9 protein-coding genes are annotated in these 17999 nt (G+C 44.4%); 8 read left to right on the top strand and 1 reads right to left on the bottom strand.

What is annotated here, in order from left to right:
• Positions 1 to 50 precede the first annotated feature (50 nt).
• A complete protein-coding gene (locus EZ437_RS17895; protein ID WP_131597436.1) occupies positions 51 to 7571 on the bottom strand; it encodes a SpvB/TcaC N-terminal domain-containing protein in 7521 nt (2506 codons plus the stop codon).
• A 238-nt stretch (positions 7572 to 7809) separates the two neighbouring features.
• Between EZ437_RS17895 and EZ437_RS17890 the strand changes: the two genes are divergently transcribed.
• The 8 genes from EZ437_RS17890 (at position 7810) to EZ437_RS17855 (ending at position 17992) form a co-directional block, all read left to right on the top strand.
• A complete protein-coding gene (locus EZ437_RS17890) occupies positions 7810 to 8235 on the top strand; it encodes a hypothetical protein (RefSeq protein ID WP_131597435.1) in 426 nt (141 codons plus the stop codon).
• Positions 8236 to 8257: 22 nt separating this feature from the next.
• Positions 8258 to 8899 (top strand): hypothetical protein, encoded by a 642-nt coding sequence (locus EZ437_RS17885; protein ID WP_131597434.1) that lies wholly within the window; start codon positions 8258 to 8260, stop codon positions 8897 to 8899.
• Between the two features lie 8 nt (positions 8900 to 8907).
• On the top strand, positions 8908 to 9657 hold the full coding sequence (locus EZ437_RS17880) for a sensor histidine kinase (protein WP_131597433.1): 750 nt from the start codon (positions 8908 to 8910) through the stop codon (positions 9655 to 9657).
• Positions 9658 to 9710: 53 nt separating this feature from the next.
• Positions 9711 to 10361: a response regulator transcription factor gene (locus EZ437_RS17875; RefSeq protein ID WP_131597432.1), complete on the top strand. Its 651-nt coding sequence runs from the start codon at positions 9711 to 9713 to the stop codon at positions 10359 to 10361.
• A 71-nt stretch (positions 10362 to 10432) separates the two neighbouring features.
• Entirely contained in the window at positions 10433 to 11557 is a 1125-nt protein-coding gene (locus EZ437_RS17870; protein ID WP_131597431.1) for a glycoside hydrolase family 43 protein, read from the top strand.
• A gap of 100 nt (positions 11558 to 11657) precedes the next feature.
• Positions 11658 to 12878 carry an ABC transporter permease gene (locus EZ437_RS17865; RefSeq protein WP_131597430.1) on the top strand — a complete coding sequence of 407 codons (1221 nt, stop codon included), beginning with the start codon at positions 11658 to 11660 and terminating at the stop codon, positions 12876 to 12878.
• 137 nt (positions 12879 to 13015) lie between these two features.
• Positions 13016 to 14779: a hypothetical protein gene (locus tag EZ437_RS17860; RefSeq protein WP_205942748.1), complete on the top strand. Its 1764-nt coding sequence runs from the start codon at positions 13016 to 13018 to the stop codon at positions 14777 to 14779.
• A 96-nt stretch (positions 14780 to 14875) separates the two neighbouring features.
• Complete coding sequence (locus EZ437_RS17855) at positions 14876 to 17992, top strand: SusC/RagA family TonB-linked outer membrane protein (RefSeq protein WP_205942747.1); 3117 nt, start codon at positions 14876 to 14878, stop codon at positions 17990 to 17992.
• The last annotated feature ends 7 nt before the right edge of the window (positions 17993 to 17999 follow it).

The raw sequence follows: 17999 nt of genomic DNA, 5'->3' as shown, positions 1-17999 counted from the left end.
TTTTATAGTTTAAATAGGTTGTCTTTTTTACCGTAGTGCTACCCCTTTCGTTAAAAACTAGGCATATAAAGCCTGTAAATCCCCTGGGTCCAGCTTCTTTCTACTTCATTAATTGTTCTGACAGTGGTAGCTGCCGGATTTAAAATGGCATCTAAAGTGGGATGATGTTGTGTAAATAATTCAGCACCAAATGCCTGTCCGCGGTTGTTGGCCAGCATGTCATATGAATCGTATCCTACATCGCTTGAAAACCAACTTGGGATTTCATCATAAATAATTTCCTTCCCGTATTGTCTGATGTCGGTTCCAAGACTGGTATTCTCAAATTCCGAAACTGCAGATGCCACAAAATGCTGCACTTTATCAAACCCCGTATGTTCACCATTCCTGGCTAGTGCTTCATATAGATGTAAAGCGGCCATTCCCTGAGTATGGTCTTCAGAACCAAATACTTCCCCTGCAAGTTCTACCCCGTCGTCTGCACCATTCAACCTTATGCTTTCATTCACCACTGCTCTCCCGAATGTAACATTGTAGTCAGCGGGAAACGATCCCCGGTATCGTGCGGTGTCACGTTGAAGCATTCTGATGCCAAATTCCATTAGGTCAGGAGCGGAGGAAGGGTCATTTATCTGATTAACTGTTCTTTGCGTTGTTATGCTTAACCTCCCGTTTCGCGATATCAGTGCTTCGCCAGATCCTATTGCTCTTTCAAATTGTGCTTCCGTCTGGCCCAAGCTGGATCTGGCACTTTCATAGGTTGTTCTATCTGCTCTTCCGGTTTCCCTGTTAATAGTATAAATGTTAGGATTACGGACAGTGTCGTCAGGATGCGCCGTATTCCACAAACTTCTCAATCCCTGTTCATTATAAGGGCCTGTAGCAGAGCTTGCGAAATCGCGATAAGACACATAATTTAAAGGGTTATTGGGGTTTGTGTCATTGAGATCTGTTGGCATGGCCTGATGTCCGCTTTTGTCGGTCAGTATGATGGGGTTGTTTTTTGTATAGGCATATAAATTTATCCCATCACCAATACCTATAGGGTCACTACTGCACCATCGGCCCAGCCACGATAGGTAATATCTGGCACTATGGTATTCCAATCCCGTCTCCTCATCCCTTTCCATTCCTATAAAGCGGTACTGTTTGGCAGTAGATTTTATAGCACTGTTTTTTGCCTGAAAGGCGGTAGTCCCAAATGGGTGATATTCTTCGTAAGTGATTACCTGAGCATTGAGATCCAGTTCCAGCCCCGCTGAACCCAGGTGATTATGTAATTTGTACCTGACCAGTTCCTTTTCGGTACCATCATCTATCTGGTTGCGTGTCTCTACCGTTACAAAGCGTTGGCCCTGGTCTATCAGACTGAGACTTACACGTTCCAGTCCCGCATTCGTCCCACTGTGCTTTTTATACAATTCGTATCCGGCTATGTAGATTCTTTCTTCTTTTTTATCAGGAACAATGCCCGGTGCAGCCTGATTTTCCGTGATCTTGCGGATACGTTGACCCGCGCTGTCGTACTGGTAATAGGTAATCTCGGCAGTGCCCCCATCCGTTCTTTTTTGCCGGATGGTCTTTACCAGCTCTTCTTTAAAATTCCAGCCCATATCCTCCAGATGAGGCATTTCTGTAATAAAGCCATGTTGCAGGTGGGTAGCATACTGATAGGTATTACTACCCAGCTGTGTACTTTTTAAACGGTTATTGGCAGTTTCATAGGTATAGGCCCTGGTCCAGTTATTTCCAGTAGCAAGGTGTTTCATCTCTAAAATATTCCCGACGTGATCGTATTGATAGCTTTGTATATAGCTGCGCACCGACATTGGATCACCGGGATTCAGTTGCTGCATGAACTGGATGTCATTCCAGTTGTCTTTGGCTGAAAAGGTCATGGATGATGTATTTTCACGGCCTGAAGCTTCCGCCAGCCGGTAAAGGGCATCATAGGTGTATTCAGAAATGGCAGCTACTTTTTGGTTGCTGAAGAATACGACAGGCACATTCTTATCCTCTATAGCTGTGATATTGCCTACTGCATCAAAAGTATAATGCCAGTCCTGAAGCGGGTCATTGTTCTGACGTTTGCTTTCCAGTCGTTTTAACCGGAAGGTTTCCTTGTCGTAATAGTAACGGGTAATTACATCATTGCCATAAATGATCTTCTCACGCTGGCCTTTTTCATTGTAATTTATGTCTTTAATGTAAATACGTTCTGCTGCTGCGCCCGGATGCAATATCGATTCACCGCTGAAGAGTCCGGCTTCATTATAAACTGGGTTAATAATGCTGCCGTCAGGGGTCTCCTGTCTGCTAATCCTGCCCATTGCATCATTGGTAGTGGCATAAATGAAGGTGTCGGTTTCCAGGTCGCTCAGCAGGTTTGCATTGATCCAGTTGGGCAGCTCTTTATATTTTTTAAATAGCCTTCTTGTGGTAGCGAGGGGCTTGGATTTAAAGTCGTAGTCAGGACTTTCGGTCAGGCCACCGGTATCGTAATGCTCAATAGGATTTCCAAGTATATTTCTTGCCTGGAGGGCAGCTTCATTGGCTCTTCCCGGCAATAACAGGCTTTCTCCATAGATCACCTTGTTTACAACATGGTCAAGGGTGGCCGTTCCATCTCCGCCAGTCACTTTGCTGGTTAAAGGGCGCTGCAAAAGATCATAGGTATATTGAAACTCATGGTTACGCTCATCCCAGGTGCGCAATGGGCCGCCAGTAACATTGAGCAGCAGCCATCGTTGTCCGGCATCCATGCTTTTTTGATAGACTTTATTACCCAGCATATCATATTTGTACTCCATAACGGTATTGCCCCTGTCATCCATCACTTTTCTTAAATTTCCTTCGACATCCAGGTTTGCCGTTGTGTGATAGTACTCATCAGAATTATCTGTAAGCTTCCTGTTGTGTTCTACCGATAAAATAGCCTTGCCAAGTGTATCAAAATGCAGTACATTGGGAGTGCTGTCATGCTTAGCGGCCTTTGCTGCGGCCAGCTGTTCTTTAGGATCATTTATAAAGTCGGATCTGGTATTGTCTGTCCGTTTCAGGTACCAGTCGCTCCTCATTACGGTATCATTGGCATCGTTAACAGTTTTTTTCCAGGAGTCAAACAGTATTTCAGAAAAGGTACCGTCGGGCATCGCTGTTTTTACCAGTCTGCCCGCGCCGTCATAGTACATTACCGGGCTTACCCCGGTTTCTACCAATTCCTTGAAGTTCTCATAGCGATGGCTGACCGAGAAATAGGATTCATACTGCTTCACAGGATTGCCCTTGTTGTTTTTAATGGTGCGCCCGTTTCCTATCCAGCGAAGCTGTGCCGGTGTAAAGGTGGATGTGTCTATCTCAGCTACGGATATACTCCCATCGGGATTAACATTTACATTTTTAGCCTTTCCGGGTTCTGCCTGTACTTTTTTCATCACAATCTCACCTGTTCCGCCGGAGTATTCAAAGCTGATCTGAACGGCAGAGTCAGGTGCTTTTTTGAAATGTTCCTCTCTGAGGATTGCGGCCACAACAGCCGGCCTACCAGTGTTTTTGTATACTTCAAAATCATATACAAAGCGTGAGGTGGCACCCCTTAGCAGGTTTTTGGCGGCGCTGGTCAACTGTAGGGAATCAGGGGCATTCAGAAAGTTTTGCACTTCAGCGGCTTCAGCCGCGCTGCTGATCTCTGTGAATCCCGTCAGCAGATCTGCTTCGTCCCCTTTGCCCATCAGCGCCACGGCTTTTACCATACCCAGTTCGTCATGGACTACCTCCGAAAAATTACCGTTAATGTCCCTGATCTTTACAGGAGCTAAGGTTCGGAAATTGAAACGCGCTACGCTGGATGTATTTCCCAGTGCATTCAGGGTTTGCTGCATCATTAAATAATAGCTTTCATACGCCACCGTTGTGGTAGCGCCATATGGATCTGTATAGGCCATTGGTGTAAAAAAGCGGGCTTGTGCATCGGCTGTAGTTTCACCGCTTAGCACAAACTGTGTAATGCCCGACCGCTGCCACCAGTTCGAATCCTCATTGCCTGCCGCATCTATGGCATGGCTAAATTTGCCTTCTGTCATCAACGCTGCCAGTGCGGCATTATTGGCCTTCGATGCATAGATATCAGTAAGTAGTTGTGGTGTATAAGCCAGCTGATATCGCTCGTAAGGTATGGCCCTGGCCGATAACTGATGCAGTGGTAGGGCTGCCGTCAGTCCGCTGTTGTAATAAACAGAGCAAATATGCTCTATTAACCTTCTTTGTGCCTTTCCGGCTATCAAAGGCTTATTCATTTCATGATATAAGGCCAGGTCAGATTTGCCGTCAGTAAGAATGTTTTTAAAATCTGCAGGCCCGTAAAAACTACCGGCCCTGGCAAGTCCTTTGAGTTCGAAAGTTTTTACCTCCGAAGGCAACCTTAAACGGTAAGCACCGGCAGATATCACGTCATTTGTATAGTGGCTTTCGGTATAAGTAATCACCGTCTTGCTTTGTTCCGATTGTGTTGCCAAAGGGATTGAAGTATCTGCAACCAGTCTGGGGTATACTACCGAAGCAGACTCCAGCACATTACCGTATTCATCCAGTTTGATGTTCAGGTTGTGCGCAATCCGGGGATCTGCTGCGTTTCTTTCATAACTATAGGTAAGGGCTTCGCTTTCTTTTACCATAAACACAGCATGCTTGTTTTTTCCTTTAGGCTGCAGCATTTCAATAAAGCAATTGTGGGTGGCTACAGAATACGGGGTCAGTTCCCTGATCCTTGACACTTCCGTATTTCCAAACTTTACCGCATCTAGCGCAAAGGTTTCTGCACGAAGGGTCATCCCTTTGCAGGCCCTTAATGCTTCCCGGAGTTCCTGGTCTGACAGGTTTTGAGGCAGTTCATCAGGCAATTCCACCTCAGGATGGCTTACTGCAAAACCCTGCCGCTCCATTTCTGCGTACCAGTAATCCGCCCTGAACTGGTTCAGTATCTTTTCTTTCCTCAAAAAAGCCCCTGTATGCTGCCAGGTTTTTGACACAACAGGTTCCTGATGCAGTGTTGCGTCTGTAATGTTTGTCGCCCCGCTCTTTTTCCAGTGTTCAAAGGTTTCGGTATCAGTCTGCTCCACCATTCCAAATCCCCTGAATTCCCCTTCTTCATGGTCGTAATATCCATGATGGTAACGGTATCCGGATACAAACTGATGACCGCTGACTTTATCAATAGTAGTGGTCTTGACTACGCAATGCACCGGGAAATGCAATTTGGTAACCCAGGGATTGCCGGCCAGTTTGTCCTCCAGGTAGAACCGGGTAGAGGCACTGTATTCAAGGCTGGTTTCCTTGCCCATATTGTTCTTATAAGAAACCAGTATGTGTGGCTTTTTGCTGTTCATCAGGTCGATGTACCTGAGGGGGGCTGCGGTATCTTTGGTAAGGGGACTAGACCAGACAATACAAGACACACCATTGCCCAGCAGGTCAGTTACAGTCACTTTTGTCTGCCCATTAATTTGCGGGAAGGCAGGTATCTCAAACGGGGTGTTGCTAAACCTGTTGCCACTCAGATTTTTATAACAGGTAAATTTATTCCTTCCAAGATAAATAATATCTGAGGTGCCCGATCCATCGATATCTGCTATTTTTATATAGTTAGGATTGAATGCCTCCTGGTGGTCAAACACAGGGGAATTGTCGATCGCTACTTTTGCGCCAAACCTTCCGTATCCTAAATTTGGCCAGTAGCACGTCTCACCGTTCCTGATCCTTACCAGGTCGGTCAGACCATCACCCGACATGTCCGCCAAAAATATCGTCTGTGTTGGCTCTGAAAAAACCATATGCGGGCCTGCTTCTTCATCAAAGGGTTTTGGGGTTCTGATAGCCGGACCATAACCCGCTCTTCCGATGGAGGGGTACCAGGTAAACACCTGGTCTTCTGTGATGAGCATATCCGCCTTTCCATCCCCATCCAGGTCCAGCATGCGGGTGTTCGGATCGCCGGGATTTGCGTTCAATACTTCGCTAAAGGAGCGGAACGGTTGCCATTCATTGTCATCATCCAGTTCGAAAAATCCTTTTGGTTCCGAGCCGAAATTTGCCAGTTGCTTGCCGCCGTCTGCATCAAGGTCAGTGAGTTGTAATTGTTGCTTCAATCCTGTAAAAGATGGTTTAGGAGTAACCAGTTTTGCCTGTGCAAATTCACCGTTGCCCAGGTTGTGTTTGTAATACCAACCATTTGCCTGCTCTGTTAACAGGCCAGAAAGCCCCTCGTTGTATAGGTCAGTAAACTGGTATTGCTGTTCGTCCAGGCCCACAGGAGCATGTACGAGATCTTTGGTCGCCACAGACCTGATCTCCCTGTTCCAGTCATGCGGCTGATAGGCAAATTCCATCGATGGAAGTGCCTTTTGCGCATAACTGCCTTCTTCATTTTTGATATATCCAATAGAAGTAATTGCAGTCAGGTAAGTGAAATCTGCTTGTGGATCAGCTGCATGAGTAAAGTCAAGGGATTTTACCAATCCTTCATATTCTCCTTCACCTGTAAAATGATGGAGCAGCATTACCCTTTTGCACAACCGGGTAGTCCTTTTTTCAAAGCCGGCACGGTAATCTGAAAATGCATCAGGCCTGAATGCCCAGTCCTGCACTTTGTTATATGGTGCTTCAGCGGCGTATTCTCCATAATCAAACAGGGTAGAAAACAGGAAATTATCTTCCTCCGGATAGGTGTCCCCAAAGGCAGTGTATGGGGTTTTATTGCCGTAAAGTACTTTTTCTAAATATACATTCGCATAGGTAATGCCGCCGTTTTTGAAACGGTTCTTATGGTGGAGCAGGCTATGATCAAAGCCAGCATCATCTTCTTTCTTATACAGGTAACGGCAGCAATTTCCCCTGTCGTCAAACATAAATTCCGGCAGCCATTCAAAGATCTTAGTGCTGTCTTTCGGATCGGTCAGTACCGAATCTGCTGTCCATCCGTATAGGGTGGTCAGGTTCTCTTTGCTGCTGATCCTCCATTTTATAATTCCACCTGCCTTTTCAGTCCAGCGTTCTATCCTGGCAAAGGATCCTTCTATGCGTGGCCTGTAACACCTGATGGTATGCAATCCGTCAGCAGCATCTTTTTCATGGATGATATATTCACCTGCTGCATCTACTGAAAAGCTGCCATCGGCCTCCTTCTTAAATTCAGGTACCAGGTCTTCGGCATCAGACAGCAGAAAGGTATCTGAATCAATGCTGTCAAGATAATGTGGCAGGCCTTTATCAGTTTTACGTTTTACAGAGGAAAGGCCAAGGTTCCAGCCAAGTCCGAAGATGCCATTTCCTGCACCCGAACTGTAAGACACGGTTAAAGCAGGTGTTGCCCCTCTGGGACTGCCCACTGGGAGCTGGAAATTAAAAGAAGAAGTACCATTTACTGCATTAACAGAAAATTTCTCGTCAATGCCTTTTAGTGCCCCGCCTCCCTTTGGCAATGTTACCGAAGGAACTTCAATGGCATTTGATTTGGTTTTACCGCCTTCAGTATTTAAAAACTGTTCTGCTGATTTATTATCTGATGCATTGTTCATTGTTTCTACAATTAGGGATGATTACAATAGGGATGATTGATTATGTCTTTATGTGACAAATCAAAATTGCAAGTTTACGGGTGCGGCATCAAGGTAGGAAGCACGGATTTTGCGCCGGTGTGTTTACGTATTTTTAGTAAGTGCTGTCACGGTAAATGCTGAGTGCCAGTACGTAATCGGTAAAAACCAATAAAAGAAACTGATAATAAACTTATTTTTGATACTTAAACCTATTTGTATGATGATCTCAGAAAAGAATCAATTCCCTATCACCGGCCGTGAAGGCGATCCCATGGACCTGGAAACCGCTTCACAATGGACTAAAAACTATCGTCGGATGCACCCCAATGAGACCGTATCCCATTTCTTCGGAAAAGAGATCCTGCAGCAGCTGATGAATCAGGAAGGCAATATGGGCATCCGCATTTATTATTCAAACAGCCTGTCCCTTACTGCATGGCAGCGCTTTATCTACTGGATCATCAACTGTCTGCGTAAATGGGCAGGGGCAGTAGGTGAGAAGCATTTGATCCTTTCCGGCGCTTCTCAGGATGGCACTGACCAATTGCCAGGCACCCCGCAAATGTTTATGCTGGCACAGCAGGCTTTGCCATGCCCGGGTGCACCAGGATGTCCAAAAAATGAGCTGACAGAAGAAAAGTAGTCATCATATTTATAGCAGCAAAATGACAGCATCAGTTTTATTAAACAATATTTCCATTATATCGGCCATCTTTCCGGTTATTGCTGCTGTCAAAAACAGGCTGTATTTGAACGACGTACTAAAAATTGCTGCAGCTTTTTTTGTGCTTTCCGCAATGTTTGATCTGCTACTGGTATTGGTCATGCAATTTGGGCTGAGTAACAATGCGCCCATTTTGCATCTTTTTATTGCGCTCAGTACCTGCTTTTTCACCTGGATATATTTTGTAGCGTTTTACAGTCCTGCTTTAAAAAAAATCACTGTCATCCTCGGTGCCATTACCCTGATCGTAGTATTGTTCAATGCTGTGGGAGGGGACGGCATTTTTGCCTATCCTTCTATATCAAATACGGCGGAAAGCATTTACCTGATCATACTGGCGCTACTTTACTTTTATCAGTTGCTAACGCGTCAGGAATTTATACACATTGAAAAACAGGCACTCTTCTGGATCAACTCCGGCGTACTCATTTATTTTTCTGTCAACATCTTTTTATTCATGCTCTTCAGCCGTATCCTGACGGAACATATCCAGAATTTCTGGGTTATTCATTCGGTTTCAAACTTAATTGCTAACTTACTTTACGCTATAGGATTACTTTGCAGACCTCAGAAAACAACATAACAAATGTCTTGATAATAGGCACCCTGGTGGTAGTGATACTGGTTGTATTCCTGTTCTTTTTTGTGATCATTTACCAGCGCAAGATGCTGACCAACCAGGTGGCGATTCAGAAACTGCAAAAAGAAAAGCAGCGGGAACTGCTGAACGCTGTATTTGAAACGCAGGAATCTGAACGGAAGCGACTTTCCGAAGATCTTCATGACAGTGTAGGGCAGGTATTATCGGCCATTAAGCTAAATCTTTACCGCCTCAATACCCTGGGTGCTGAGAACAACACGATGAGTCCTGTAATAGAAGATACGAGGGCACTCGCCGAGGAATGTATCCTGGAGATAAGGAACATCATCCAAAATGTGCTGCCTCCGCTGCTTACCGATTTCGGTCTCGGAGAAGCACTTGCCGATCTGTGTGCAAAAATGCAATCTGCTACGGGCATTCAAGTTGAATGTAAAATAGATGCACTGCCCGGGCGTTATGAGCCCATCATAGAGGTAACATTGTACCGCATTGTACAGGAATTGTTTGGAAACGCCACTAAGCACGCCCAGGCTTCTGAAATTAAGGTTTCACTGATCAGGCAGGAAGGAGGTCTGGAGATTTACTTTAAAGACAACGGCATTGGATTTAATAAAAATGAAGCAAAGCCGGGTTTCGGGCTTAAAAACATGCAGAGCAGGATGCAGCTCATCAAAGGGGAACTGGAGATTACCTCCGAACCCGGAAAGGGAACAGCTGCATTTATCACCCTGAAAATTTGATAGTTTTGCAGAATCAGAGTATATTCGCTACATAAGACATATCCCTATCTAGTATGCCTATAAGAATCGCGATAGCTGATGACCATAAAATCTTTAGGACAGGCTTAATTGCTGTATTAAAGGATGTTGACGAGTTTAATGTGGTGCTGGAAGCAGGTAGCGGCACTGAACTCATTGAACAGATAGCGACCGAAAAACCGGACCTGATCCTGATGGATATCAAAATGCCTGATATGGATGGTTTGCAGACCACCCTTTACATCCGTGAGCACTTTGAAGACATAAAGATCCTGGTGATTTCCATGTATCATGAAAATAAATATATCATAGATATGATGAAGGCCGGAGCAAATGGCTATCTGCTAAAAAATGCTGAGCCTAAAGAAATCATTCAAGCCATTAATACGGTATATCATACCGGTTTTTACTTTAATCAGCCAATGTCTGGTACTTTAATGAAGGACCTGCTGGGCTTGCAGCCATCATCGTCATCGCAAAGTGAGGCCGTACTCAACGAAAGGGAGATAGATGTCCTCAAGCTGATCTGCGAAGAAAGATCAAATGTGGAAATAGCCGATAAGCTGTGCCTCAGCGTAAGAACGGTAGAAGGGTACAGGACCAAGCTGTTTGAAAAGATCGGATCAAAAAACATTGTGGGACTCGTTCTCTACGCTGTAAAGCAGGGTATTGTACCTGTTAAATAATAATCACACTTGATACGCTCAGATTGGACAGTCGTCCGGCCTGTTTAATCTTTTTAATTTATATTTGAGTTATGAACATGACCAAACTTACCAACTCAGCGTTGTTCTTATTTCTAATTTTAATCGGGCTTAATACAAATACCTTTGCGCAAACGGGCAACAGTGCCTTCGAACCCGGGCAAGTTTGGAAGGATGACAAAGGTGTCCATATCAATGCTCACGGTGGCGGCATCCTGTATCACAAAGGTACTTACTACTGGTTTGGAGAGCACAAGGTAATAGGTCGAATAGGGAATACCGCTCAGGTAGGAGTTCATACTTATTCCTCAAAAGATTTATACAACTGGAAGGACGAGGGTGTAGCGCTGAAGGTTTCGGAAGATGCGAATAGTGATATTGTAAAAGGAAGCGTCATCGAACGCCCAAAAGTGGTATACAATGCAAAAACAAAGAAATTTGTCATGTGGTTCCACCTGGAACTTAAAGGACAAGGTTACAAAGCAGCTAGAGCAGGAGTCGCCACTTCAGATCAAATCACAGGTCCCTATACTTTCATTAAAAGCTATCGGCCAAATGCTGCTCAATTGCCATTTTATACCGCAGATGTAAAGGAAAGCGAAAAAGTAAATTGTGAGCAGCCGGCAAACACTTATGACGGTTATTTCTGCAGAGACTTACCAGGCGGTCAAATGGCAAGAGATATGACTGTGTTTGTAGATGATGACGGTAAGGCATATCACGTTTTTGCAGCAGAAGAAAATTTCACATTAAACATCGCAGAACTGTCCTCAGATTATGCTTCACATACCGGAAAATTTATTCGTATGCAGGTTGGCTTTCAAACCGAAGCACCGGCTTTATTTAAAAGAAATGGTAAATATTATATGGTCGGATCCGGATGTACAGGCTGGGACCCAAATCCCGCACGCTGGTTTGTTTCTGACTCAATATGGGGAAAATGGCAATACAAAGGCAATCCATGTATAGGCGAGGGAAGCAACCTAACTTACGGTGGTCAAAGCACGCATGTACTGCCCATCCAGGGCAAGAAAGACGCGTTTATTTTTATGGCAGATAAATGGAAACCTGAAAATCCAATAGATGGGCGTTATTTATGGCTGCCTATTACATTTAAGGGCGATGATATGGAAATCTCCTGGAGGGATAAATGGGATCTAAGCATTTTCAAAAAATAAGTAGAGTGGATCGTATCGTGCCTGTTAAATAATATTTGCATTTTATCTTCATGCAAGGGTGGATTATGGTACTTTTGTATTTTACAATTAAAGTACAGGATTGAATACAGAATATTTTATAGCGGGCCGTATAGCGGTAAAATCCGAGCGTACATTTTCTAAACTGATCGTTCGCATTGCGATAGCTGGCGTGATGCTTAGTCTGGCCGTTATGATGCTTTCTGTAGCCATTATTAAAGGCTTCAAGACTGAGATCCGTGAAAAGGTGAGGGGATTTATAGGTGATGTCCGGGTCTTTAAATTTGACCTTAATAATTCTTTCGAACTATCACCCTTTGTACCAGCAAAGGAAACCATAGCAGGCCTTAAAAATAATCCTGATGTGGAATATTTTCAGCCCTATGCTACTAAGCCAGCCATCATATCTGTAAATGATGAAGTAGAGGGTATCAATTTTAAAGGGATCGATAAAACGTTCAACTGGGACTATATCCGCAAGCACCTGGCCAGCGGAACAGTGATTGATTTTGCCGACAGTGCCAAGGCTACCAAGCAGATTATGATCTCCCAATTTACGGCTAACCGCTTAAACCTGAAGATTGGGGACCGGTTTATTATGCATTTTGTGCAGGATCCACCACGACCCAGGCAATTCACAATAGTCGGCATCTATAATATAGGAGTAGAAGAAATTGACAAAAACTTTGTAATAGGTGACCTTAACATCATTAGAAGATTAAACAACTGGAAAGCCAATGAAATAGGCGGAATAGAGATCAGGATTAAAGACTTTTCTAAACTTAAGGAAGTGTCGACCGGTATCTATTCTGATCTTGAACTCAAACTGAAATCGGAATCTGTAGAAGATTATTTTCCGGCAATATTTACCTGGCTTTCGCTACTTGACGTAAATACAAGGGTTTTACTGATCCTGATGATGGTAGTAGGAGTCATCAACATGATCACTGCTTTACTGATCATGATCCTCGAGCGCACCAATATGATCGGTATGCTTAAGGCTTTTGGGATGACAGACCTCAGTGTAATGAAAATCTTCCTTTATAATGCATTTTATCTGGTTGGGATAGGGTTGGTATTGGGAAATATATTGGGACTTGGACTCGGTTTTCTTCAATATTATACCCATATATTTAAACTCGACCAGACCTCCTATTACCTTTCTTACGTGCCCATTGAATTCCATTTTTCGGACGTGCTTTTGCTGAATGTGGCCACCGTATTTATCTGTCTCATAGTACTTCTAGTGCCGTCGATGCTGGTCAGCAAGATCAGCCCGCTAAAAGCGATCAGGTTCAAATAGCAATACCAAAAAAAGGAAAAAACTTCTTTTCTGAGGTGCAAAGGCAGCACAGTACAGGTCGCCGACCATAATAGTACAGGTTGCCGACACATTTTAATTTAGATAATATTGGGTTTAGTCACCAAATATAATCTCCCATGATACGTACAAATCTGAAGCCCTATGTCAGTTTTTTGATTTTTTTTATTGTTGCCAGTTGCACGCATGCCCAGAGTTTGACAAACTATGCGGCAAATCTTCCCGCTACTGATGCGCTGGGAAGAAAACTCCCTGAATTCAAAGAAGTGGGTGATGTTAAAAAAGGTAAGCTCATCGGTATGTTTTACTGGACATGGCATTACCATCAAGCTGCTAACAGTCCTAATAATACCACGGAATTTGTAAAAAAGTATCCTAATGCACTCAATGACTATAACGATCCAGTATGGCCTAAGAAAATAATGAATTTTTGGAATGAGCCACTGTTTGGCTTTTATACCAATTTTGATAAATGGGTCCTGTACAGGCATGCCGAAATGCTGGCTGATGCAGGAGTTGACATGATCATGTTCGACTGTACAAACGGAGATCTTGTCTGGAAACCTGCATACATGCAATTGTGCGAGGTATTTACCGAAGCGAGAAAGAATGGCATCAAGACTCCACAAATTGCGTTTATGATGGGTTTTGGGCCTACACCTGCTACCAAGAGTGCGGTGGATCAGGTTTATACCGATCTATATAAGCCCGGATTGTATAAGGATCTTTGGTTTATGTGGGAAGGCAAGCCGCTAATAATGGCATATCCGGACAATATTGCACCGGACATCAAAGACTTTTTTACCTTCCGACCGGGACAGCCTGTATACGACAAAGGTCCTGAGCGGCCAGATCATTGGGGATGGTTAGAAATCCACCCTCAGCATGGTTTTGCCCAAAACACCGATGGTAGTTTCGAACAGATGACTGTAGGTACATCACAAAACTGGAGCAAGGCAAATGGGTTGAGCGCCATGAATTATCCGGGGTCATTTGGAAGAAGTTATACGGATAAAAACGGCCATGATACACGTCCTGATGCCCACCAATTTGGTTTAAACTTTCAGGAACAGTGGGACCATGCGCTAAAGCAGAATGTGGAACTGGTATTTGTTACCGGCTGGAATGAATGGATTGCCGGGAGATTTGATAAGTGGATGGGTCAGCAAAATGCTTTCCCGGATCAGTTTGATACAGAGCATAGCCGCGATATTGAACCGATGAAAGGTGGCCATAATGACAATTACTATTATCAACTGATTAGTAATGTCCGCAAATTTAAAGGCATGCCCCCACCTGAAAAAGTATCTAAACCTAAATCAATCAAAATTGACGGCAAATTCGAAGAATGGGCCTCTGTACTTCCCGACTTCAGGTCGCATAAAGGCAATACCCTGCACCGCGATGCGGATGGGTTTGCAGGAACTCATTATACCAATACTACTGGCCGGAATGATATCATTAATGCCAAAGTCACACACGATAAGCAGTTTTTCTACTTCTACGTAGAAACTGCCGGTGATCTTACATCTGATAGTGACCCAGGATGGATGCACCTTTTTATCGATACAGATAGGAATAAAGCGACCGGATGGGAAGGATATGATTTTGTAGTAAATAGAAAATCACCCAATGGCAAGTCGTACCTCGAAAGATCCGCTTCGGGTTGGAGTTGGGGCCAGCCAACCGAGGTAAACTTTAAATACGAAAAAAACAAACTTGAAATAGCAATACCGCTTAAGGCACTAAATATAGCAGGCCCCCTAGACATTGAATTTAAATGGTCCGATAACATGCAAAAAGAAGGTGATATCATGGATTTCCTGGTTAACGGAGACGTAGCCCCATCAGGGAGATTCAATTTTCAATACACATCGAAATAAACGAGCAACCACTAAATAACCAATTATAAACTTAAATGAATCCCTAAAATGAGGCAATCACACCTTTATTCAAAGTTGTATTGTACAACAATGCTAATGCTATTAGTCTGTTGTTCACTACATGTCCGGGCACAGGACTTAATTACCATCACAGGAAAGGTCACGGACTCCGTCGATAATGCTCCGGTTCCAGGTGCGACAGTCGTTGTCCAGGGCACAAAGATCGGCACACAAACCAACACAGATGGACAATATACCATCTCTGCACCCGCTAACGCAGTGTTGGTGTTTGCCTATGTGGGATATATCCAGAAGACTATAAGGGTCAACGGACGCACAGAAATTACATTGACCCTTACGCCGTCTGACAATAAACTAGACGAGATTGTAGTAGTAGGCTACGGTCAGCAAAAGAAAATATCGGTGACAGGCGCCGTCTCTTCCATCACCACGAAAGACCTTAAACAGAGTTCCTCTGCGAGTATAGCCAACTCGCTTGCAGGCCGCCTGTCGGGGCTTACCTCTATTCAGTCAGGAGGTGGCCAGCCTGGAAGGGATGATGCGACCATGTACCTGCGCGGCGCTGCGACCACCAATGGTAAAAGTCCGCTTATTTTGATAGATGGAGTGCCCCGGGATAACATCCGTACCATTGATCCAAATGAGGTGGCTTCCATTTCCGTTCTTAAGGATGCTTCTGCCACAGCAGTGTTTGGGGTAAGAGGGGCAAACGGGGTAATCCTGATCACGACAAAAAGAGGGGAGCAGGGCAAAACCGAACTTACCATCAACGGCGAACAGAGTTTTTCTTCGTTTACCAGGGAGCCGGAGCGTCTGCATTCACTTGATTATATAGGCCTCAGAAATGAAGCGTCCAAAAATGACAACATCTCACCGCTGCCATTTACGCAGGAAATCATAGACAAGTATGCAAATCCTCTTGCGGGATTGGATCCCGCCGATCCGGACTATGAAAATAAGGCTAGAGTCAGGAACTATATGTTTCCTGACCATGACTACTACCGGGAGTTTATTGCGCGCTATTCACCACAAACAAGGATCAATACAAGTGCAAGTGGTGGTACGGAACGTGTTTCTTATTTCGTGAATGCAGCATACCTGCATCAGGGCGGAAATTTAAAAGCGGAACCCAAATCAAAGCTTGGGTACGACCCTTCATCATGGATGGACCGCTATAATTTCCGGGCCAACCTGGATTACAAAGTGACCAGCGCACTGAAAGCATTTTTAAACATCGGCAGCTACCTGGAAAAAGTAAATATGCCATCTGCAAATCTCTATGGGGGAGATACCAACTGGATGATGCGCGACCTGATTTATCAGGCGCAAAGTGTATTGCCGATTACACCCGGGCCAACCACCATTGATGGTTTTGGTGTTCCTTCCGGACTAATTGTAGATCCTGGTTATCTTGACCGCTCTGCTTTTGAGATCATGAACCGCATGGGCTACCGCAATGAGATGAGGTCTAACCTGAACTCTACCTTCGGACTGAACCTGGATTTGGGTAATTCAATTACCAAAGGCCTTAGTTTGAAAGGAATGATCTCATATGATGCTAAATCGACTTCTGCAGAACAGGGGAGTAAATCAGAGGTGCTTTACCTGGCGGAATTAAACCCGCTCACCAATGAAATGTCATATGCCATCAAACGTGCTGACGAATCACTTCTTGCCATTACCAAGGGAGTTGATTCCCGGTATAACATCAATATGCAGGCTTCTGTTAATTATAACAGGGCGTTTGGAAAGCACGATGTGGGTGGTATGATACTTGGCCAGCGTGACCATTGGGAAGTTCCTTCGGGCCAGATTCCTTTTAATGTACTTGGCATAGCTGCCCGTGCTACCTACGCTTATGACAACAGATATTTGGCTGAACTCAACATGGGCTATAACGGTTCAGAACAGTTTGCACCTAAGAAGCGTTTTGGATTTTTTCCCGCAGGGTCAGTTGGATGGGTAGTCAGTAACGAAAGCTTTTTGAAGGGTAACAATGTGCTGACCAATCTTAAATTCAGGGCCTCATACGGTAAGGTAGGAAACGACCAAATTGCCGGAAACTCCCGTTTTCTATATCAAAGTGACATCACGTTGGGCGGCGGACCGTTGGGCAGCCTGGGCGGAGGGATCAACCAGGGTCTGTTGGGCAATCCAAACATCACCTGGGAGGTAGCGAAAAAACAAAATTATGGCATCGATCTTCAGTTGATCGGTAAGTTGGGAATTACTTTTGACCATTACATTGAGCAAAGGAGCAATATCCTGATTACGCGCGGCACAGTTCCCGAATTTCAGGGAGTTCCCTTAGGTAATTTGCCTAAAGTAAATATGGGGCTGGTAGACAATAAAGGTTACGAGATTGAGCTTAGCTATAATACACCGCTTAGCAGAAGCCTTTCTCTTAATTTAAGAGGTAACTATAATTATAACCGCAACACCGTAAAGTTCTTGGATGAATCCACTCGTGATGATACTTATGCATACAGGTATCGTTCCACCGGTTTTTCTCTGGGTCAGGCTTGGGGCTATAAAGTTGACTATAGCAATGGAAACGGCTATTTCAATTCGCAACAGGAACTGGAGGACTACCTGGCAAACACCACATATGATTTTGGAGACCCAAGAGTCGGAGATTTAAAATACCAGGACTTGAATGGTGATGGGGTAATCAGCGATAAAGACCAGTCGCCAATCGGCTTTACCAGCATTCCGGGTGTCACCTATGGTTTCACCTTCGGCCTATCATTTAAGAATTTTGATTTTACAACTTTCTTCCAGGGTGTAGGTAAATATTCAACTAATTATTCTTCTCAGGGTGTATACGAAAATATTACCCGCGGAACTTATTTTGCGTACCATAGAACTGCCTGGACTGCTGAGCGTTATGCCGCTGGTGAGGAAATTACCTATCCTGCGCTGAGCACACGAACCACTACCAATCATACCGGAAATGATTTTTTCATTATGGACCGTTCATTTATCAGGTTGAAAAACATAGAGCTTGCCTACACGCTTCCGGCAAACCTGTTGAAGCCAATAGGAGTGAGCAGGTTACGTCTATACGTCAGCGCCCAGAATCTTTACACCTGGGATAAGTTAAGACTGGGCCACCTTGACCCGGAAAACAATGATGCATTGGGATATCCGGTGACCAAAATGTCAAACTTTGGTCTGGACCTAACATTTTAACCTAAGA

The organism is Pedobacter psychroterrae (assembly GCF_004331695.1).
GTDB lineage: Bacteria > Bacteroidota > Bacteroidia > Sphingobacteriales > Sphingobacteriaceae > Pedobacter > Pedobacter psychroterrae.
The sequence above is the reverse complement of the archived record's forward strand: the minus strand, read 5'-3'. Positions and strand labels throughout refer to the sequence as shown.

Bases quoted from the DNA above. Each gene is read 5' to 3' on its own strand.
- EZ437_RS17895 (WP_131597436.1), bottom strand. From the start codon at position 7,571: ATGAACAATGCATCAGATAATAAATCAGCAGAACAGTTTTTAAATACT.
- EZ437_RS17890 (WP_131597435.1), top strand. From the start codon at position 7,810: ATGATGATCTCAGAAAAGAATCAATTCCCTATCACCGGCCGTGAAGGC.
- EZ437_RS17885 (WP_131597434.1), top strand. From the start codon at position 8,258: ATGACAGCATCAGTTTTATTAAACAATATTTCCATTATATCGGCCATC.
- EZ437_RS17875 (WP_131597432.1), top strand. From the start codon at position 9,711: ATGCCTATAAGAATCGCGATAGCTGATGACCATAAAATCTTTAGGACA.
- EZ437_RS17870 (WP_131597431.1), top strand. From the start codon at position 10,433: ATGAACATGACCAAACTTACCAACTCAGCGTTGTTCTTATTTCTAATT.
- EZ437_RS17860 (WP_205942748.1), top strand. From the start codon at position 13,016: ATGATACGTACAAATCTGAAGCCCTATGTCAGTTTTTTGATTTTTTTT.
- EZ437_RS17855 (WP_205942747.1), top strand. From the start codon at position 14,876: ATGCTATTAGTCTGTTGTTCACTACATGTCCGGGCACAGGACTTAATT.